Below are 20,053 nucleotides of genomic sequence, written 5' to 3' on the forward strand. Positions count from 1 at the left end.
GCTGGTAGAGTGGTGTTACCTGCCCGAGGTGAGGCGGGTTGCGCCTGACGGACTGAGCCTAACGGCCTGAGAGCCTGAGAGAGCGACATGCGATATATCGACCTGCACCAGGGTTCTGCAACCGACCTCCGTACATCCCGGCGGGGCCTGGCCACGCTCGCCGCGCTGGCCGCGTTGTTGCTCAGCGCGTGCGCCGGTGACGATGGCAACTCGTTGAGCGGCGCGTCGGAGGGCGGCGCGGGAGGACCCGACGCGACGGGCGGGACGGGTGGCGCGGGCTCGCAATCGAGCGTGAACTCAGGCTCGGGCACGGGCGCGGGCACGGGCACCGGTGCGGGCTCGCAGGCGAGCACGGGCGCGGATTCGGGCTCGGGCGCGGGCACAGGAGGTGCCGGTGTCGGCGGCGGTCCGGACGACCATCCTGCGTACGACCACTGCGTGAGCGGGTACATGCCCCACCCGAGCGACTCGGATCCCAACATGAAGGACGGCCCGGCGGAGTTCTTTCCGCCCGGCAACAACAGTCCGGACATCGTCGATACGACGGTGCAGCCCCAGGTCCTGGACTGGATGTATGAAAACAGGTGGCAGGACGCTCACGTCGAGTGGCACGCGATCCGCGCCTGCAACTTCGGGGGCGCCGGGAGCAAGGTGGGCATCTGCAAGTTCAAGCAGCTGGTCCCGCAGGATCAGAACTGTCAGAGCGCCGGCGACGGCTATCAGTTCCTTGTGTTCCACCGCCACATGATCCAGGCGCTGCAGCAGCTCTGGCCCAATCATAAAGAGCAGTTCACGGGCTTCACCAAGTTCCCGACCAAGGCGGAAGATGTGCCGTCCCAGTGGCGCTCCGCGTGGAAGAACTGGGACGCGGCCGCCCTCGAAGCCGGGAAAATCGGCGATGAGATCGACAAGCCCGAGAACCTCGCGAGGTTCAAGGACGAAGGCGAGCTCGGCTTCTGGCTTCAGTGCAACGTGGGGCAGAAGCTGGCGGGGGCGACCAACATGCCGTGGGTGGGTCTCCACTTCGTGCTGCACGCCAAGTGGGCGCGGCCGGGCAACACGACGCACGGCGTGAACAACACCAACGCGAACATCGACAACTACATGTTCTGGAAGCTCCACGGCTGGATCGACAACGTGTGGGAGAAGTACCGGCGCGCCAAGGGGATGTTGCCGACCGATCAGAAGCTGAAGGACGATCTCGTCGCGCAGTGCCGCGAGATGGATACCGAGATCAAGATCATCAAGGAGAACCTGGACCCTGAGGATGTCAGGGATCCCAATGCGCCTTTGCCGGTGGAGTCAGGGGTTTTCCACGAGAAGGTGCGGCCCATCTTCGAGAGCGCGACGAACCTGTGCAGCGGCTGCCACGCCGAGTCGGGCCCCAACGCGGGGCTGTCGCTCGGTGGCCGCCTCAGCTCCAAGGAGATCGTCGACGGTCTGGTCAACGTCGCCTCCCGCGGCGGTGGCCAGTTCAAGCTCGTCGTCCCGGGCGACCCCGACCACAGCTGGCTCTACCTCAAGGCCGCCGGCAAGGCGGAAGCCGCGGGTTGCCAGCAGTCCTCCACGGCGCAGTGCATCTCGGGCGTGATGCCGCCCAGCACGGGGGGGCCGACGGTCAGCCCGGCGCAGCTCGAGATCTTGCGTAAATGGATCGCGGACGGCGCCCCGGGACCGACCTGATCCTGGCGAACGCTTGAGGTCGGCGGGAATCCGAGCTGCCGGCCTCACGACATTCGGGGCTCGGGGGGGCGCCATCAGCGCCCTCCGCCACGCACCCTCAGGCGTCAGAAGTGCCCAGGGCGCTCCGCCTCCCTCCTGGCATCCCGCACATCGTTCCCGTTGCTCGCCCCGTGGCATAGGCGTTAACCACGCTTCGCGCCGCGTTCTCCTACATCCTAACGTTTACGTTCACGTAAACGTTCACGCCGGTGACCGAGGGTGGAGGGGGGCGGGCTTCGTGCCCTGAGCGTGACCGAACGAGCTTGGTTAACGCCGATGAGGCGCGCTCCACGGGGCCGGGCAGCTCGGCACTACCTTGCACGCAACCGGAGACTGACCTGGGCGAGGCCGTACTAGGGTCCAGGCGGCGGGTAGGTCTCCTTCATCTCCTGGATCCAGCGCGAGACCACCTCCACGCCCGTCTCGTCGACCTTGTGCGTCCCGATGCGCGGCATCTGCCCTTCGAAGCCGCGGAGCACCTGGCGGGCGACAAGCAAGCTGCGCGACGGGTCCCCCGGCCGGATGTCGTACCAGTTGGCCGGGTCGGGGTTCGTGAGGCCCTCGTACTTCGCGTTTTCCGCGGGGCGCTTGTTGATGGCCGTCCGGGCGGCGTCCGTGGCCATCACATCGCCGAGCTCGCTCGCCTCGAGCCGCAGGTACAGGCCGGTATCGTGGGCCGCCGCATCGGGCAGGTCGTTGTGACAGCTCACGCCGCAGTTGGCGTGTAGGTAGCCGAGCGCCTGGCGCTCCACCTCGTTGCCAGGAATCGTGAGGGCGAGATGGCTCGCGTCCGCGATCACGCCGAGCTCGACCAGCGTCTCGGCCGAGATCCCCTGGGCGCCAGAGCCGAGCATCAGCGCGTCCCAGCCGAGGACGTAATCGACGCGTCCGACGTGGCACTCCTTGCACTGATCGCGGTTCGGCACCGTGTGGCCAGTGCCGTAGAGATCGGTCACGCCGAAGTCGTTCTGCATCTGGATCGCCTGCTTCTCGTCCTCGGACCACACATAGCTCGTGTAGACCCAGCCGGCGGCCGTCTTGCGCAGGAGGCGAGTCTCCGCGAGGCGCTGCGCGCCGCCCGCGCCCGTCACGCTGAACTCCTTCCAGAACTGCGTCCCCTCGGGGTAGATGAACGCGTCCGGATTGCTCGTGTCCACCTGCTGCCCTTTCGGAATCGACACGAAGCGCCGCTTCTCGGCGCCGTCGCTCCAGAGCTCCACGGCAGGCTTGTACTCGAGCACACCGCACGCGAGCTCGCGCTGGTCGAAGTTCCCGTAGAGCCCCGTACAGCGCAGGTCCACCGGCAGCACGCCGTCGAGCGGCGCAGCGCAGTCCACGTCGGTGGGCATCGCGAACTCCGCGCAGCTCGCGCCCCCGGCGCCACCTGCGCCGCTCGTTTGCGCGCCCGATCCGCCGCTGCCCACCGTGGCGCCCGACCCCCCTTCGCCCTCGGGCTGCGCCTGCCCGCCGCCCGAGCTGCATCCCGCCGCGAGCAGCAGCGCGCCGACGAGTGAACCGTTCCTCACGACATGAAAAAGCATGCGCGCAGTCTGCCACAGGAGAGGAGCGCTTGGGAGCCTGGAGTCACGCCTTCGCCATGCCGCATCGCGCATCGCCCCCGCGCCGCGCGCTTCATCCGGTCACCGGTCGTCTGCCTTCGCAGGGATGTGAACGTCGATCAATCGACGATCGGCCGGACAGAAGCGGTGGAGGCGACAGAGCCCGATGAGGGCAGGGCGCCTTCTGAAAGAGGTGAACCTATCGAATGGTCCACTCTTGCTGTACACCGCGCGTCCAGCGCCGGATCGTTCACGGCTTGGACACCCGGCATGGCCTGTCCGCCGCGCTCCTGCGCCGCTCTGGCGCCATGCTCGCGCGGTCGCGGCGGGCGCGGTGCGGCCTCGGCAGCAGGCGCTGCTGACCGCGTGCTCGTGACGCAGCACCTGGCGCGCGAAGTCCGGCCGAAACGCGTGGAAATGCCTGGCACGGCGCGTGCGACGCCGACGCCGACGCCGACGCCGACGCCGACGCCGACGCCGACGCCGACGCCGACGCCGGCGCCGACGACGACGCGCGTCGGAGCAGCGACCCGGCACGGAGGGCGCGGCGGCGCGCCGCCCGGGCCCGCGGCGGCGCGCCGCCCGGGCCGTCACCCCGCCGAGCGCGCCCGAGAACAACCTTTTTACGGAGCCGTCGCATGAGTGGTCTCAGTCTCGTCTTCGATACGCCCCAGCTCGCGCAGGACTACGAGGTGCGCAGCGCCGATCGGCAGTTCCGCCATGGAAAGCGGCTGATCGCCGAGCTCGGCGTCCGCCCCGGCGATCACGTGCTCGACGTCGGCAGCGGCACCGGGCTTCTCGCAGAGCACGTGGCCGGCCTCGTCGGGCCGACCGGGAAGGTGCTCGGGATCGACCCGCTGCCGCTGCGCGTGGAGATCGCCCAGCAGAAGGCGAAGGCGAACCTCTCCTTCCAGGTCGGCAACGCCTACGCGCTCGACGGGCTCCCCTCCGGCAGCTTCGATGTCGTGTACCTCAACGCCGTCTTTCACTGGCTCCCCGAGAAGACCGAGCCGCTGCGGCAGATCCACCGCCTGCTCAAGCCGGGGGGCCGGATCGGGCTCACCACGGGCGCGAAGGATCACCCGAACCGCCTGCAGGCCATCAAGCGGGAGGTGCTCTCGCGCGAGCCCTACGCGCGTTATCCGGAGTCCCGGGATGGGACGCCCCACTGGGTCACCGCCGTGGAGCTCGCCGGGCTGCTCGGGGGCGCCGGCTTCACCGTGCAGAAGATCGAGGCCCAGGAGAACGTGCACCATCAGCCGGACGGGCGCGCCGCCATCGCCTTCTCGCAGGCAAGCTCGTTCGGCAACTTCCTCGGCCACCTGCCCGAGTCGCTGCGCAGCCAGGCCATCGAGGACATCCAGCGCGAGCTCGAGGCCTTCCGGACGCCCGAGGGCATCCGGCTCGAGGGGAAGCGGCTCTTCGCCATCGCACACAAACCGGCGTCGCACTGAGCTGACAGGTCGATGGCCGACCACCGCACTGCGACGCCATCCCAGCACCCTTTTCGCTCTCTCTGCCACGAGGAGAACTCCGCATGAGCGCTACACAGAACCAGAGCAACAACGTCCTCGAGATCGTCCCCGTCGCTGGCCGGATCGGCGCGGAGGTGCGCGGCGTGCGCCTCAGCGGCGATCTCGACGCCGCCACCGTGAGCGAGATCCGGAAAGCCTGGCTGCGATACAAGGTCATCTTCTTCAGGGGCCAGCACCACCTCGACGACGGCTCGCAGGAGGCGCTCGCCACGCTGTTCGGCGCCAAGCCCGTCGCGCACCCGACGGTGCCCGTGGTCAATGGCACCGAAACCATCCATGAGCTCGACTCGCGGGAGGGCGGGCGCGCGAACTCCTGGCATACCGACGTCACGTTCGTGGACGCCTACCCGAGGGCCTCGATCCTCCGGGCGCTCGTGATCCCGGCGTACGGTGGCGACACCGTCTGGGCCAACACGGTCGCCGCGTACCAGGATCTGCCGCCCGCGCTGCGCGCGCTCGCGGACACGCTGTGGGCGGTCCACAGCAACGAGTACGACTACCAGGCGCGGAAGCCGAGCTCGTCGGCGGACGACGTGCGGCGCTATCAGGAGGTGTTCACGTCGACCGTGTACGAGACCGAGCACCCCGTCGTGCGCGTCCACCCGGAGACCGGGGAGCGGTCGCTCGTGCTCGGCCACTTCGTCAAGCGGCTGCTCGGCGTCTCGTCCCACGACTCGACGCACCTCTTCCAGGTGCTCCAGGAGCACGTCACGCGCCTCGAGAACACCGTCCGGTGGCGCTGGGCCGCGGGCGACGTGGCGGTCTGGGACAACCGCGCCACGCAGCACTACGCGATCAACGACTACGGCGATCAGGTCCGCGTGGTGCGCCGCGTGACGGTGGACGGGGACGCGCCCGTCAGCATCGATGGCCGGCGCAGCGTCACCCGCAAGAAGGCGCCGCGCGCCGCCGCCGCGAGGAGCGAGAGCGCCGCGGTCGCCGTGGCCGCGGCGACCGCGTAGTCGCGTCGAGCCGAGGCGCGTCCGCGGGCGTCAGGGGATCCTTGACGGCCGCGGACGTGTGCGCTTCACCTGCGGCGGAGGAGCACCCCGTGGGTCCAACAAGCAAGCGCGACGACGCTCGAGACGGAGCGCAGAGCACGGCGCACGTCGTGGTGATCATGCTGATCGTGGCCTTCGGCGTGCTCGCGCTGCCGTGGATGGTCCTCCGGAAGCTGGACGCCCGGACGCCGACGGGCGGCGTGGCGGCCTCCGGCGTCCCGGCCGAGGACCTCGCGCAGGGCGGCAAGATCTATTATCGCTCGTGCGCCAACTGTCACCAGGCCAGGGGGGAGGGGAAGCCGGGCCGCTATCCGCCCCTCACCGGCTCCTCATGGCTGCTCGAGGACAAGGAGACGCCGATCCGGATCACGCTGCTCGGCGCCGCCGGCCCGATGGAGGTGAACGGCGCGCTCTACAACGACGTGATGCCCAACCTCGGCGTCACGCTGTCGGACGAGGACGTCGCGCTGGTGCTCACCTATGTCCGGTCGAGCTGGGGGAACAGCGCGCCCGCCATCACGCGGGACGAGGTCGCGAAGGTGCGCGCCTCGCTGGGAGACCGGATGGAGCCGTGGGCCGGCGGCGCGGCGCTGTCGGCGGCGCGGGGGACGCGCGTCCTGCCCTGAGGCGCACAGGCGAGCGGGGCTGGCTGCCGCGGCGGCGCTTCCAGGCGAGAGGGGCGGTCACTCCCGCACGGGCTCCTGCAGATCCACCCCGAAGTGCTCGCGGTAGCCCCGCCGCGCGGCCTCGCGCAGCTCGTCGTCGCCGCGGCTGACCTGCTCCTCGAAGGCCTGCGCGTACGTGTCTGGGTCGACCTCCCGCGCGCCGAAGCGCAGCTTCTTCCCGGAGAGCGTCTCGAGGACGAGCGTGGCCACCCGGCGCTCGGCGCCGCCGCGGGCCACGACGCCGAAGGGGAACAGGTGCACGAGCGTGAGCTGCGGCGGCGCGTCGCCGGCCGTCATCTCGGCGATGTACGCGGAGAGCTCGCGGCTCACGCGGTCCTGCGCCTCGTCGGAGAAGCCGGCGAGCAGCTCGGTCACCGCGGGCGAGAGGGGCAGGTGAGGGCCGTCGATCTGGTGCTGGAGCTCGTGCCGCTCGGTGCCGGCGAGCACGGCCCGCTCGAGCGTGGAGCCCAGGCGCTCGCGCAGCTTCGCCAGCGCGGCGTCGCAGCGCGCGAGGGCGCCGGCGTGAGCGCCGTCCGCCGCCGCGTGGCACGTCGCGCCCTCCTGATCGAACCGCTCGGCATAGGACCGGACCTCGGAGCCGAGGACGAGCGCGAAGGGATCCTGGTCGCGCGAGAAGCCGAGGTGGACACGGCGCTCGCCCGTCATCGGCTCCACGAGGAGCGTCGCGAAGCGGTCGTCGCCGACGCGGTAGGCGTGGACCTCCCTGACCCGGTAAGGCGTGGTGTAGAAGCGGCGCGTGGCGCCGTCGGCCGAGACACTGAGATTGACGGCCGCGTCGAGGTAGTACCCGAGCCCGGCGCGTCGCGCTGCGTCGTTGGCCTCGGCGACGAGCCGGCCGAACGCGCGGCCGGAGAGCTCGAGATCGTCCACCTGAGCGGCCAGCGTCGCGAGCGCCGCGGCGACGTCCTCGCCGTCGGGCTGCGCCCTGGCGACCGCGAGCATCTCGCGGCTGCGCGCCCTGGTCAGCACCTGCGCCTCCGCGCCCGTGCCCTGCGCGCGTCCGCTGCGCGCGTGCGCGTCGCGGGCGATGCGCGCGCGCTCCCAGCTCGGCAAGAGCTCGCCGTACACCCGGTCCCATTCGGCCGTGGGCGCGCCGAGCCTCCAGTCGACGCCCTTCGGCGCGGGGCGGCCGAGCACGAGCAGCGCGCCCAGCAGCGCGGCGACCGAGGCCGCGGCCGCGCCTGCCGCCACGATCGGCCGGGCGCCGCCCGCGCTGGCCCCGATGCCTGGCTCCAGCTCGGCTTCGGGCACCATCACGCCGAGCGCGAGCACCTCGATCGCGGAGGCGAGCGCCGCCACGACCGCGGCGAGCAGGAGCGCGAAGAAGGCGACGGTGCCCGCCTCGACGCCCCAGCCGCCCGAGAGGAACGCGCGGTACACGAAGAGCAGCATGAGGCCGGGCATCGCCCACACGGCCGCGATCGCGAGGCCCGGGTGCTCGCGCCGGGGCACGCTGCGCGCGTACGCGAGGCCCAGCAGGGCGATCGCGAGCGGGCCGAGCACGAAGAGCAGGACCATGCCGTAGCCGAGCTGGAAGCGGGCGTCGGGCAGCGTCGCGACGAGCACGGCCGCGCGCGCGATCGTCTGCGCGGGGATCTCGCCGCGGGACGGCCAGAAGTAGAAGACGAGCGCCGCGGCGAGCGACGCGATGAGCAGCGCGCTGCCGCCCCTGCGCGTCCGCGCGTGGAAGCGCAGCACCACGCCCGCCGCGGTGAACGCGAAGACCGCGAGGAACGGGGCCGGCCGCGTCACCAGGCTGTCCGGCAGCGGCAGCATGTCCCACGCCGAGCTCCGGCGGCCGATCCACACGGCGACGTTCACGGCCACGAACGCGGCGAGCACGGCGATGGCGCGCGACGTCGGCCGCTCGACGAGCAGGCCCGCGCGCCGCGCGGTGCGCGCGCCGAGGAAGAGCAGCCACAGGCCCGCGATCGCGGGCGCGAGCGCGGCGACCTGGGCGGCGGGCGCGAGCTCGGGGAGCACGCTCCACACGAAGATCCCGTGGCCGTAGGCGACCTCGTACGGCACCAGCGCCGACAGCGCGAGCGCGAGGCCGCTCCACAGGCAGCGCGCGCGGAGGCGCTCGGCCGACATGCGGTAGAACATCGCGGTCGCGGCGCTCTCCTCGCCGGGAGGAGCGGCGGCGTCCGGCGGCGGGGCGCCGGCGTTCTGCGGGGCGCAGGCGCCGTGCTGCGGAGGGAGGAGGGGCGCGCTCACGGCTCGACCGCCGCGCTCGCGATGCGCGAGATCGACCGCTTCTGCGGGAAAACCGGGTCGCGGTACCGCACCTCGAACAGCACGCGCTTCCCATCGGCGGAGAACCGCGGCACCCGCTCCGTCGCGGAGCCCACCGTCAGCTTCTTGATCTCGCCCGTGGAGAGCGCCAGCACCGCGATGTCCGTACCGCCCGCGCCCCGCGTCTCGAACGCGACGCGCGCGGCGTCGGGCGAGAACGCGGGCCACGAAGCCCCGCCCGGGGCCGCGTACACCTTCCGGCGCCACGTCGCCGTGTCGATGACCGCGATCCCCGGCTCGGCGCCGTCGACGACGCACACGATCTTCGTCCCGTCGCTCGACGCCGCCGGGTTGCGCAGATCCTCCCCGGGCTTCGCGCGGAACGGGCGCTCGATCGACAGCGGCTGCTTGCCCACGTCGACCACCGCGAGGTGCGGCGCGTCGCCCTCCGACGCGTCGGGCACGTAGACGAACGCGAGCCTCGTCTCGTCGAGCCACGCGAACCCGCCGAGCGACTCATTCTCGGTGTGGAGGCCGAACACCTCCTTGCCGCCGTCGGTGTCGAGCACCATCAGATCGGCCTGCGCGCCCGCCTCCGGGCGATCGTAGACCGCCACAAACCTGCCGCCGGGGGCGAGCTTCGGGTCGACGAAGCGGTGCTCCGGGTCGACGCGCACGCGCTTGCTCTGCCCGGATCGGTCGACGACCGTGATCGTCTTCGCCCAGCCGACGAAGTCCTCCACCAGCGCGACCCGGTCGCCGTCACGCTGCGACGACGGATACGAGTACACGTGATACCCCCTCCACATCGGCTTGACCGCGCCGGGATCCGTCGTCGGGACGGACGGCCGATCGAGCGGCCGCCACTCGACCGTCTCCAGCGCCTCGCTGCGGGCGAGGTCCCTGGACCTCACCGAGTGGAACACCGAGACATCGGCCGTCTTGACGAAATAGCCGCCCTCGGCCGTGCCCACGAGCAGGTCCTCCGCCGCCTGGGGCGACAGGAACGTCACGCGCCCCTGCTCCTCGGCCTCGATCTCCTTCGCGCGGGCGGCGTACGCGCCGGCGGCCCGGTCGAGGTTCGCGGCGCGGTCCTTCACGAACCTGCGCGCCGACGCCAGCCGCTCCAGCAGCTTGATGTCCGATCCCTCCGTGATCTCGCGCACCGAGGGGTGGTCCATGAGCTGCGCGATCACCGCGTCGAGCGCCTGAGAGGCCATGGAGTTCGCGAGCAGCGCCATCGCGCGGTCCTTCTTCGTCGCCCCGGAGTAGCCGCGGATCCGCCCCTCGGTCGATGTGCCCTTGTCGAGGAACGTGAGCGTCACCGGCGCGTCGACCCGGAGCTCGAAGTAACCCTCCTTGATCGGGTGCTCCACGATCTCGGGCGCGAGGCGCGCCTCGATGATGAAGCCGGCGCCGAGCGCCTTCGCGGCCTCCTTCGGGTCCTTCGCGCTCTCGAGCGCCTTCATCACCTTCGGGTCGCCGCCCTTCACGGGATCGAACCCGAGCTCCGCGAGGTGCTCGCCGAGCTCGTCGGCGAGCCTCGCCGCGGGCTGCGACCCTTCCCACCAGTACCCGTCGAGATCGATCGCCACGAGGATGCGCAGCGGATCGGTCGCCGTCATCGAGCGGAAGGCGAGGAGGCCCGCCGCCGCGATCACGAGGCCGAGCACCGCGAAGACCGGCCAGAGCCTGCGCTTCGGCACGAGCGCCTCGAGCGACTCCGGCGGTTCGACCTCGGGGGCGGGGGGCTGCGCGTCGGTCGGGGTTCGAGGCTCCTCCATGGAAAGGGACGTGCCCTATCCGCGAGAGGGCGTAAAGCTGCGTGAGCGTGGCGTGCGCGAAGGGAGCTGGCCAGGTTGCCCGGGAGTCCGCGGCTCTCCCCGCCAGTCTGGCGACGATGCATGAACAGGAGTGGAGGGGCCGGCCTCAGGAGGGGCCCCGCCTTCGGGCCCGCCACCCCCATGACTGCCCGACCATACTCTGCCGGCGCGGGAGCTCGAAGTTGGCCTGAATTCGGTGGAGGCATGCGTCGTGCACGCGCGTCCAGACCTGCTCTTCATCCACGAGGTGCCCGATGAACACCGCACATGCCTTCCGCCGCACGCTTGCCCATCGCCTCTTCGCCCTGCTCGCGCTCCCCGTCGCGGGGGGCGCCGCCGGCTGCACCACTGCCTATAGCAGCTGTCCCGAGGATCCCGAGCCCGTCTCCAAGGTGGCCTGCTTCGCGTGGCCGCAGGACGATGCTGACGGCCTCGGAGATGCTGGCGGCGAGGGGGGAGCCGGGGGCGGCGGAGGTGCCGGCGGGAGCGAGCCTGTCGCGTGCCCCTCGCGGCCGGAGGCGCAGGAGATCCTCAATCGGTCCGGCTTCGGATCGCACAGCGTCAAGAGCGATGGAGCCTTGCAGGGCGGCCAGTGCTGCTATGAGGCGTACTTCATCCCGATGTGCGAGGGACGCCCGTACCTCGTCGAGGAGGCGGCGCGGACAGCGCCGTTCGTCCGCGCCCGCGGCAGCGCCGGGTGGGACGCGGCGGAGGCCGTCGCGCCGCGGATCGATCATCTCAGCGCGGATCTGCGGGCGGCGCTGGCCGCGGCGTGGACGCGCGACGCGCTCTTCGAGCACGCGTCCGTGGCCTCGTTCGGCCGCTTCGCGCTCGAGCTGCTCGCCGCGGGCGCGCCGGCCGATCTCGTGGAGGAGGCGCACCGCGCGGCGCTCGACGAGGCCCGCCACGCGCGCCTCTGCTTTGCCCTCGCGAGCGCCTATGCGGGCGAGGCGATCGCGCCGGGCGCGTTTCCCTTCGACGGGCGGGTGGAGGTCGAGGCAGATCTCGCGTCGATCGCGGCGCGCGCCGCGAAGGAGGGATGCATCGGAGAGACCATCGCGGCGGTGATCGCGGCCGAGGAGCTCGGCGCCGCGGAGGACCCGGCGGTGCGGAGCGCGCTCGCGATCATCGCCGCGGACGAAGCGCGGCACGCGGAGCTCGCGTGGGGCACGGTGGCGTGGGCGATCCGCGCGGGCGGCGAGCGGGTGCGCGCGGCGGTGGAAGAGGTGTTCGCGGGGCTCGGGCGCGCGGAGCTCGGGGGAGGCGACAGCGCGGGAGGTGCGCAGCTCGCGGCGCACGGGCGGTTCGGCGCCGCGGCGCGCGGCGAGGCGGCCGCGCGGGCGATCGAGGAGATCGTGCGGCCGGCGTCGAGGTTGCTCCTGGCAGGGCGCCCGGACGGGGTGGCCCAGAGCGCGATGACGGCTTGAGGGCAGGGGCCCTTCCGCTCGCCTTGGCCACGCGATACGCTCCCTGTCCGCCATGAAGGAAGCGCATCTCGTGACCGGGGCGACCGGGTTTATCGGCGGCGCGCTCGTCCTGGAGCTGCTGCGGCGGACCGATGACGACATCGTGGCGCTGGTCCGACCCGGCGACACCGGGGCGGTCGAGAGGTTCCGCCAGTCCATCCACCATGCTGCAAGGCTTTACGAAGCGACCGATGTGCTCACGAAGCTCGACAGGTGCCGTGTCGTCGCCGGTGACGTCGTCGAGCAAGATTGCGGCATCCGCGAGCCGATCGGTGCTCGCGTCGCGCAGGTGTGGCATGTGGCGGCATCGCTGCAATATGAGAATCGTCACGTGGACGTCATCAGGGCGACCAACGTCGAAGGCACCCGCCGCGTCCTCACCCTCGCGGGGCAGCTCGGGGCGGGGACATTCAATTACATCAGCACGGCGTACGTTGCAGGGCGAGCGACGGGGTCGATCCCCGAGGCGCAGAGCCGCGGCAACGCGACCAACAACCACTACGAGCAAAGCAAGATCGACGCCGAGACGCTCGTCACATCCTGGGCGAACGGGCGCGTTCGTATCTTTCGTCCCAGCATCGTGGTGGGGCACAGCCGCACGCTCGGGGCGACCTCGTTTTCGGGCTGTTATGGCTTCTTTCGCCAGCTCGTGCAGTTCCGCGGGATGATCGAGCGCACCCAGAAGGGCTTGCTCTCGCGGTCCCCCGTGCGGATGAGGGTCCACCCGGATGGCGACCTGAACCTCGCTGACATGAGCGCGCCAGGGCCGCTCTTCATCGTGGGGACGGGGCGTTGTGGGTCGACCATGCTGTCGAACCTCGTGCGCCGGCATCCGGACCTGCTGAGCATCTCCGAGTTCTTCTCGCTGGCCACCGACCTCGGTGGACGCATCTCCCTGTGTTTCCCCGACCATCCGATCGGCGCGGACGAGCTCTGGCGGATCGTCGCGGGCGTCCAGCCCAAGCTGGCGACGATGCGGCGCCACGACGTCATGATGGACGAGGTGCTGTATCGGCCGGCGGCGCTCCCATCTTTCGGCGGCGTACCGGGCGTGCCGGCCATCCTGGAGACCGCGCTTCCGCATCTGTGCGACGAGCCGGAGGCGCTGTTCGACGACCTCGAGCGCTTCGTCGCCACCCTGCCGGCGGCGGCGGTCGGCCAGCACTATCAGCAGGTGTTCGGGTTTCTCGCTCACCGCTTCGGCAAGCGAACGTGGGTCGAGCGTTCCGGGGGCTCGCTGCGGCTGGTTCGCCGGCTGCTCAAGAATTTCCCCGACGCGCGTTTCGTACATCTGGTGCGCGACGGCCGCACCTGCGCCATCTCGATGAGCCGTCACCTCGGGTTTCGCATGGCGTTGATCGCGGTTCAGTTGACCGAGATCCTCGGCGTCGACCCGTGGGAATCGAGGGACCGCGCGTACGTGGACGACGTGCCCGAGGAGCTGCTCCCGTTCTTGCCCGAGCGCTTCGATCGCGAGGCCTTCCTGCGCTACGAGACGCCGCTGCCGCTGTGCGGTCTTTACTGGTCCGGCGAGATCGTGACGGGGCTCGACGAGCTCTCGGGCGTCGGGCCCGGGCGGCTCTTGACGCTTCGTTACGAGGACTTCGGTCGAGCGCCGCGCCCGACCATCGCTCGCCTGATGGAGTTCATCGGCGTCGACGTAGATGACGTCTGGATCGAACGCATGGCGGGCATCGTGCGTCCGGCGCGCTCGCGCTTCAGCGAGCTCGCGCCCGGAGAGCGACGCGCGTTGATGGATGCGTGTCAGCCCGGCTTCGCCGCTCTTGCGGAGCTGTATTCCGACGAGATCGCGGAGGCGGCCCTGGACGAGGCACCCCTCTGAGCGAATCCGAGTGGAACACCCTCACGAGGTCGCCGGCGCGCTCCCCGAATGGCGATCACCCGAGAGGCGGCCGTGAACCGGATGCTGGGTCGCGACGTGCCCTGCTGCTATCCTCATCGCATGTCCGACCTGCTCGTCAACATCGATGTGCCGGCGCTCGATCCTGCCATCGCGTTCTACACGCGTGCGTTCGGGTTGCGCGTCGGGCGGCGCTTTGGTGCTTCCGGGGTCGAGCTCCTCGGCGCGGCGGCTCCCATCTACCTCCTGGTGAAGCCGGCCGGCAGCGAGCCTGCCGCCGGTGCGTCCCCGCGCGATTACCGGCGCCACTGGACGCCGGTCCACCTCGACTTCGTCGTCGACGACCTCGAGGCCGCCGCGCGCCGCGCGCAGGAGGCAGGCGCGGTCCCCGAAGCCGAGATCGAGGTGGCCGCGTGGGGGCGCATGCTCCGCCTGGCCGATCCCTTCGGCCACGGCGTCTGCCTCCTCCAGTTCAGCGGCCGCGGCTACGACGAGATGGTCTCGCCCGGCTGAGCGCGCGGAGGCTACGCGGGGCAGTCGCCCTCGGCGCCCTCGGCGAGATCACATGTCCTCCCGCCCCGCGCCGGCGCAGGGCCCTGGGGTCTGCTTCCCGCGCAGGTAGCGCTCGAGCAGCTGCACGAGCTCCTCGGCCAGCGCGCCGGAGCGCAGGTCGTCGGGCCGCTCGACGATCGCCTGATGCACGACCGCGTGCGCCGCGGTCTGCGTGATCCACCACGCGAGCTCCACGTCCGGCGCCGGGCAACCCCACGCCGAGAGGAGCTGCTTTGCCTCCTCGAGCAGGAAGCCCTCGCTCGCCGCGGACCGGGTCGCCTTGATGCGCGGCATCTGCTCCAGGAACACGCGGTGCAGCTCGGGCTCCACGGCGTGGGCGGCGATGCCGGCCTCCACGATCGTCCGGACCACCCGATCGGGCGACTGCCCCTGATGCGCTGCGAGCACCGCGGCCGCGGCCGCGCGGCCCTGCTCGATGTGCCGGCGGTGGAGCTCGGCCACGAGCGCCTCCTTGCCCGGAAAGAACTGGTACAGCGACGCGACGTTCACCCCGGCCCGCTGGGCCACGCGGTTCGTCGTCAGCCGCGCGTACCCGTCCCGGACCAGAATGTAAGCCGTCGCCTGCAGGAGCGCCTCGACCGTGGCGCGCGACCGGTCCTGCGTCGGCTGTTTCCTCGGCGTGGCGGCGTCCCGCTTGCGCATGGATCCATGCTGGCAGAACACAAGCTGACGAGGCAAGCGAGAGCTTCCAAGATGGGGTGACTTCACCTGACAGGAGACAGCCAATGAATCCGTCGCTGAGCACGCATGTCCTCATCGCGGGGGCGGGGCCCACCGGCCTGACCCTCGCGTGCGATCTGGCCCGCCGCGGCGTGGCGTGCCGCATCGTCGACAAGGCACCAGCCCATTTCGCCGGCTCTCGCGGGAAAGGCGTGCAGCCGCGCACCCTCGAGGTCCTCGACGATCTCGGGGTGGTCGACGCGGCGATGGCCGCCGGAGCCCCTTACCCGCTGATCCGCGCCTACGACGGCGGCGCGGTGCTGGGCGACTGGGCCATGTTCGAGCGCCGCGCGACGACGCCGGACGTGCCCTATCCGAACATCCTGCTCCTCGGGCAATGGCGGACGGAGGAGATCCTGCGCGCCCGGCTCGCGGAGCACGGCGTCCGTGTCGAGCTCGCCACCGAGCTGACCGGCTTCGAGCAGGACGGCGACGGCGTGACCGCCACGCTGATCCGGGCGGGCGAGACGGAGCGGGTCCGCGCCGGCTACCTCGTCGGCGCGGACGGGGGGCGCAGCTTCGTGCGGCGCGCGCTCGGCGTCGGCTTTCAGGGGGAGACGCTGGAGGCGGACCGGGCGCTCGTGGGCGACGTCCGCGCCGACGGGCTGGACCGCGAGCGCTGGCACGCCTGGCCGAAAGCGCGCGGCGGCCCGGTCGCGCTGTGCCCGTTGCCCGGCACCGAGCGCTTCCAGATCCTGATACCGATCGACGGCGACGAGGCGCCCGAGCTGACGGTGGAGGCCGTTGAGAGGCTGTTCCACGAGCGGACGGGGCGCTCGGATGTCCGCCTGCACGACGCGAGCTGGCTGTCGCTCTACCGGCCCAGCGTGCGGATGGTGGACCGGTACCGGGCCGGCCGGGTGTTCCTGGCCGGCGACGCCGCGCACGTGCACCCCGCGGCCGGCGGGCAGGGCCTGAACACCGGCATCCAGGACGCCTACAACCTCGGCTGGAAGCTCGGCCAGGTGCTGGCGGGAGCGCCCGCGGCGCTGCTCGACACCTACGAGGAGGAGCGGCTTCCCGTCGCCGCGGCGATGCTCGGCCTCACCTCGAGGCTGCATCGCCGGACCACGGAGGGAAGCCCGGGCGAGGTGCGGCGCGGCCCGGAGACGCAGCAGCTCGACATCAGCTACCGCGGGAGCTCGCTGGCCCGCGACGAGGCCCGCGGCGATCACGGCGCGCCGGCGCGCGCCCTCGCCGGGGACCGAGCGCCCGATGCGCCCTGTCATGACGCCGAGGGCGCGCCCGTCCGCCTGTTCGATGTGTTCCGTGGCCCGCACTTCACGCTGCTCGCCTTCGGCGCGGCCCACGGGGACACGGTCGCCCGGGTGAATGCCCGGTACGGCCCCGCCGTGCACGCGCGCGCCGTGGTGCAGCCGGGGGAGCCAGCCGGTCGGCGCGCCCTCGTCGACACGGACGGGCACGCGCGCGCCGGCTACGACGTCGACGGCGATGCGCTCGTGCTGGTCCGCCCGGACGGCTACATCGGATGGCGCGCTTCCTCCGGCACGCTCGAGCAGCTCGAAGACTTCCTTCGCCCGCTGGTCGGGTGATCGCGTTGTCCACCCGCGCGTTCGGCTTGCGCGGCGGGCAGCGCGTCGGCGCTTCCTTCGTCGCGCTGGCGGGTGGAGGGAAGAGCCTCCACTGCTGGCGGGTCCGAGCGCCAGCGCGAGCCTCGCGTCCCCCCGACGAGGGTCGAGCGCCGCGCAAAAATGGGGTGCAAAGGCTCTCTCTGTGCCAGGCAAGGGCTTTGCTACGGCTGTGCTTGGCGGTACGCTGAATCCGATCGAGCTACCGCGCAGGCCACGCGACACCTCTTCGTGGGCGAGGCGGAGGAGGCGATATCGGTCTTCTCCTTCAGCCGGAGCGCGACCAACAACGCCACCGTGAACACGGCCAATTTCAACCTCGATATCAACCCGAGCAGGCGCGTGATGATCGGTACGACCGGCATCGTCGGCGCCAGCTCCTCGGGCGACACGTTCCTCCGCCTCTTCGACCTGAGCTCCGGGTCGCCCGTGCAGGTGGCCTCGGCGAACGACGGCCCCTCGGGGTCGATCTCGGCGCAGATCCGCTATACGACGTCGTCGACGGGCTGGCCCTTCCAGATCCGGGCCGGCTGTGACGGCTTCTCCTCGTGCAGCGGGACGGTCGCGATCGCGCGCGGCAAAGGCACCTTCTCGTACTCGAGGAGCAGCACGAACTACGCCACGACCAACTACGTCGACCAGGCGTACTTCTTCACCGCCGGAGAGACGATCTCCTTCGGCACCTGCGCGGCGGTGCTCTACGGGGCGAGCCGCTCGGGGATGTCGTACATCCGCCTCTTCGATCGCAACGGCGTCCAGGTCGCCGTGGACTCCGCCGAGACGATCGGCTGCTCCGAGATGCCGAAGACGACGCACGTCGCGGCGCTCTCGGATTACTACACCTTCCGCGCCGGCTGCGTCGGCAACACCTCGTGCACCGCGACGGTGGCCGTCTACGCCGAGTGAGGCTCGACCAGCTCGCGGCAAGCAGCTTCCCTGTCAGATCCAGCCCACCGTTCGAGGCCACTTGCCCGCTTGCCGCCGGGCCCGCTCGGAACGCCGGAATTCGCGGACTCATGGAGAGACGGTTATTGTCCGGTGATTCGTGCGTCGGCGAGATCTGCGCCACCGCGCGGATCAAAACTCGCGCTGGCGGCATGGCGTGACGTCTTAGGCGCTGTAAGGTCTGCCCCGCCGTACAGCAAAGGAAGCACCTCGAAGGATGAACCGCCCGTCCGTCACCGCCGAGCCGTCCCCCGGAGCAGACCTCTCCATCGCCGGCGGGCGCGCGCATGGCTACCCGCGGCCGCAGCTCCGGCGCGCCGGGTGGGAATCACTCAACGGTACTTGGAGCTTCGCGCTCGATCCCGAGGCGCGCTTCCGGGAGCCCGCCGACGTCGCCTGGGAGAGCTTCATCGAGGTCCCCTTCGCGCCGGAGACCCCGCGGAGCGGCGTATGTGCGCGCGGCCTCTTCCGCGCCGTCTGGTACCGGCGCACCATCGCGGTGCCGGAGCTCCGCGGTGGAGAGCGGCTGATGCTGCAAGTCGGAGCCGTCGACTACGACGCGACGGTCTGGATCGCGGGGAGCCGCGCGGCGCATCATGCCGGCGGCTACACCCCCTTCAGCGTCGACATCACCGACCTCGTCGGTTCGGCGCGCGCCGTCGAGATCGTCGTGCGCGCAGAGGACGATCCGCTCGACCTCGCCAAGCCGCGCGGCAAGCAGGATTGGCAGATCGAACCGCACTCCATCTGGTACCCGCGCACGACCGGCATCTGGCAGACGGTGTGGATGGAGCGCGTGCCCGCGAGCTCGATCGCGGCGCTCCGCTGGCAGTCGAGCCTCGACCGATGGGAGCTCGATTTCTACGCTCGGATCGGCGGCGAGCGCCGGGACGGACTGCGGCTGCGCCTGCGCCTCACCGCGAACGGCGCGCTGCTCGCCGAGGACAGCTACGCCGTCGTGCTCGGCGAGGTCCACCGCCGGATCGCGCTCTCCGATCCGGGCATCGACGACTCGCGCAACCAGCTGCTCTGGAGCCCGGAGTCACCCACGCTCATCGACGCCGAGATCGACCTCGTCACCCGCGACGGCGAGACGATCGATCGCGTGCACAGCTACACCGCGCTCCGATCCATCGCGGTGCAGGGCGACCGCGTGGTGCTCAACGGGCGGCCCCTCGTGCTCCGGATGGTGCTCGATCAGGGCTACTGGCCCGAGACCGGGATGACCGCGCCCGACGACGACGCGCTCCGGCGCGACATCGAGCTCACGCGCGCCATGGGGTTCAACGGCGCACGGAAGCACCAGAAGATCGAGGATCCGCGCTATCTCTACTGGGCCGATCGGCTGGGCTTGCTCGTGTGGGAGGAGATGCCGAGCGCTTATCGCTTCACGCCCCTCTCGATCGAGCGCCTGACGCGCGAGTGGACGGAGGCGATCAACCGCGATTTCAGCCATCCGTGCGTCATCGCCTGGGTGCCCTTCAACGAGTCCTGGGGCGTGCCCAACTTGCCGGACAGCCCGCGCGAGCGGCACGGGGTCAAGGCGCTCTATCACCTCACCAAGACGCTCGACCCGACGCGCCCGGTGATCGGCAACGACGGCTGGGAGGCCGTGGCCACCGACATCATCGGTATTCATGACTACGATCCGGATCCGGCCCGGATCGCCCAGCGCTACGACGGCGGCGAGTGTCGCCCTCGGCTCTTCCGGCGCGAGCGTCCGGGCGGCCGCGTGCTCGTGCTCGACGGCCACTCGCGCAAGCTGGAGCACCCGATCGTGCTCTCGGAGATGGGCGGTATCGCGCTCCGCCGCCCCGGCACGTGGGGATATACCTCCGCCGACAACCCAGCGGCGCTGGAGCGGGCGTACGAGCGCCTCCTCGCCGTGGTGCGCGCGACACCGCTGCTCGCGGGCTTCTGCTACACGCAGCTCACCGATACCTACCAGGAGGCCAACGGGCTGCTTTACGCCGATCGGACGCCGAAATTCCTGATCGACGCCATCGCCGCCGCCACGCGCGGCCGGGCCGCCGGGCAGGTGCACCCCGACCCGATGGAGCTCGCGGAGTGCGCCGGCCCGCGCCAAGAAGGCATCATCATGGACGAGGTGATCGCCGGGGAGGAGTGATGTTCAAACGGAGCCTCGCCAAACCGGATGGCTGAAAGGCGGCCGAGCTCCGCGATGGAGGTGGCCCTCGGGCGATCGAGCGGGCCATCTTCGGCGGCGCGGTGGTGATCCTCGCGAAGCGCGGATCCGGTTGCGCCGTGGCCGAGCGCGTTGCGCGGGCGTACGACGCCCGATCCGGGTTCACCCCGAGGTGCTCATCTCGAGGGCGTG

14 protein-coding genes are annotated in these 20,053 nt (G+C 71.2%); 10 read left to right on the plus strand and 4 right to left on the minus strand.

The genetic code is table 11. The annotated features are described in order from the left end of the window. Positions 1 to 87: 87 nt before the first annotated feature. Positions 88 to 1,683 (plus strand): hypothetical protein, encoded by a 1,596-nt coding sequence (locus WME73_RS17095; RefSeq protein ID WP_437916351.1) that lies wholly within the window; start codon positions 88 to 90, stop codon positions 1,681 to 1,683. Between the two features lie 392 nt (positions 1,684 to 2,075). On the opposite strand, the gene WME73_RS17100 is transcribed toward WME73_RS17095, so the two are convergent. Further along, complete coding sequence (locus WME73_RS17100; protein WP_437746505.1) at positions 2,076 to 3,248, minus strand: hypothetical protein; 1,173 nt, start codon at positions 3,246 to 3,248, stop codon at positions 2,076 to 2,078. A 671-nt stretch (positions 3,249 to 3,919) separates the two neighbouring features. On the opposite strand from WME73_RS17100, the gene WME73_RS17105 reads away from it, so the two are divergent. The 3 genes from WME73_RS17105 (at position 3,920) to WME73_RS17115 (ending at position 6,443) form a co-directional block, all read left to right on the plus strand. Beyond that, positions 3,920 to 4,735, plus strand: a complete 816-nt coding sequence (locus WME73_RS17105; RefSeq protein ID WP_437746506.1) for a class I SAM-dependent methyltransferase — start codon at positions 3,920 to 3,922, stop codon at positions 4,733 to 4,735. Positions 4,736 to 4,818: 83 nt separating this feature from the next. Continuing rightward, complete coding sequence (locus WME73_RS17110; protein WP_437916352.1) at positions 4,819 to 5,778, plus strand: TauD/TfdA dioxygenase family protein; 960 nt, start codon at positions 4,819 to 4,821, stop codon at positions 5,776 to 5,778. 89 nt (positions 5,779 to 5,867) lie between these two features. Continuing rightward, entirely contained in the window at positions 5,868 to 6,443 is a 576-nt protein-coding gene (locus WME73_RS17115; protein WP_437916353.1) for a c-type cytochrome, read from the plus strand. 57 nt (positions 6,444 to 6,500) lie between these two features. Here WME73_RS17115 and WME73_RS17120 read toward each other — a convergent pair whose 3' ends face one another. Continuing rightward, a complete protein-coding gene (locus tag WME73_RS17120) occupies positions 6,501 to 8,720 on the minus strand; it encodes a hypothetical protein (protein ID WP_437916354.1) in 2,220 nt (739 codons plus the stop codon). Beyond that, positions 8,717 to 10,522, minus strand: a complete 1,806-nt coding sequence (locus tag WME73_RS17125) for a hypothetical protein (RefSeq protein ID WP_437916355.1) — start codon at positions 10,520 to 10,522, stop codon at positions 8,717 to 8,719. Before WME73_RS17125 ends, WME73_RS17120 begins: the two co-directional genes overlap by 4 nt. Positions 10,523 to 10,815: 293 nt before the next feature. Here WME73_RS17125 and WME73_RS17130 point away from each other — a divergent pair, with 293 nt between their 5' ends. The 3 genes from WME73_RS17130 (at position 10,816) to WME73_RS17140 (ending at position 14,401) form a co-directional block, all read left to right on the plus strand. Beyond that, positions 10,816 to 11,988 carry a ferritin-like domain-containing protein gene (locus WME73_RS17130; protein WP_437916356.1) on the plus strand — a complete coding sequence of 391 codons (1,173 nt, stop codon included), beginning with the start codon at positions 10,816 to 10,818 and terminating at the stop codon, positions 11,986 to 11,988. Between the two features lie 52 nt (positions 11,989 to 12,040). After that, on the plus strand, positions 12,041 to 13,870 hold the full coding sequence (locus WME73_RS17135) for an SDR family oxidoreductase (protein WP_437916357.1): 1,830 nt from the start codon (positions 12,041 to 12,043) through the stop codon (positions 13,868 to 13,870). A 120-nt stretch (positions 13,871 to 13,990) separates the two neighbouring features. Next, entirely contained in the window at positions 13,991 to 14,401 is a 411-nt protein-coding gene (locus tag WME73_RS17140) for a VOC family protein (protein ID WP_437746514.1), read from the plus strand. A gap of 48 nt (positions 14,402 to 14,449) precedes the next feature. Here the strand turns inward: WME73_RS17140 and WME73_RS17145 are convergent, their stop codons facing one another. Beyond that, entirely contained in the window at positions 14,450 to 15,103 is a 654-nt protein-coding gene (locus WME73_RS17145) for a TetR/AcrR family transcriptional regulator (protein ID WP_437916358.1), read from the minus strand. A gap of 83 nt (positions 15,104 to 15,186) precedes the next feature. Between WME73_RS17145 and WME73_RS17150 the strand changes: the two genes are divergently transcribed. The 3 genes from WME73_RS17150 to WME73_RS17160 all read left to right on the plus strand — a co-directional run bounded on the left by WME73_RS17150 (position 15,187) and on the right by WME73_RS17160 (position 19,843). Then, on the plus strand, positions 15,187 to 16,734 hold the full coding sequence (locus WME73_RS17150) for an FAD-dependent oxidoreductase (RefSeq protein WP_437916359.1): 1,548 nt from the start codon (positions 15,187 to 15,189) through the stop codon (positions 16,732 to 16,734). Positions 16,735 to 17,001: 267 nt separating this feature from the next. Beyond that, a complete protein-coding gene (locus WME73_RS17155; RefSeq protein ID WP_437746517.1) occupies positions 17,002 to 17,676 on the plus strand; it encodes a hypothetical protein in 675 nt (224 codons plus the stop codon). 256 nt (positions 17,677 to 17,932) lie between these two features. Further along, positions 17,933 to 19,843, plus strand: coding sequence for a glycoside hydrolase family 2 protein (locus WME73_RS17160; protein WP_437916360.1), 1,911 nt, complete (start codon positions 17,933 to 17,935; stop codon positions 19,841 to 19,843). Positions 19,844 to 20,053: the final 210 nt, after the last annotated feature.

Source organism: Sorangium sp. So ce302 (assembly GCF_051530145.1).
Taxonomy (GTDB): Bacteria; Myxococcota_A; Polyangia; order Polyangiales; family Polyangiaceae; genus Sorangium; species Sorangium cellulosum_B.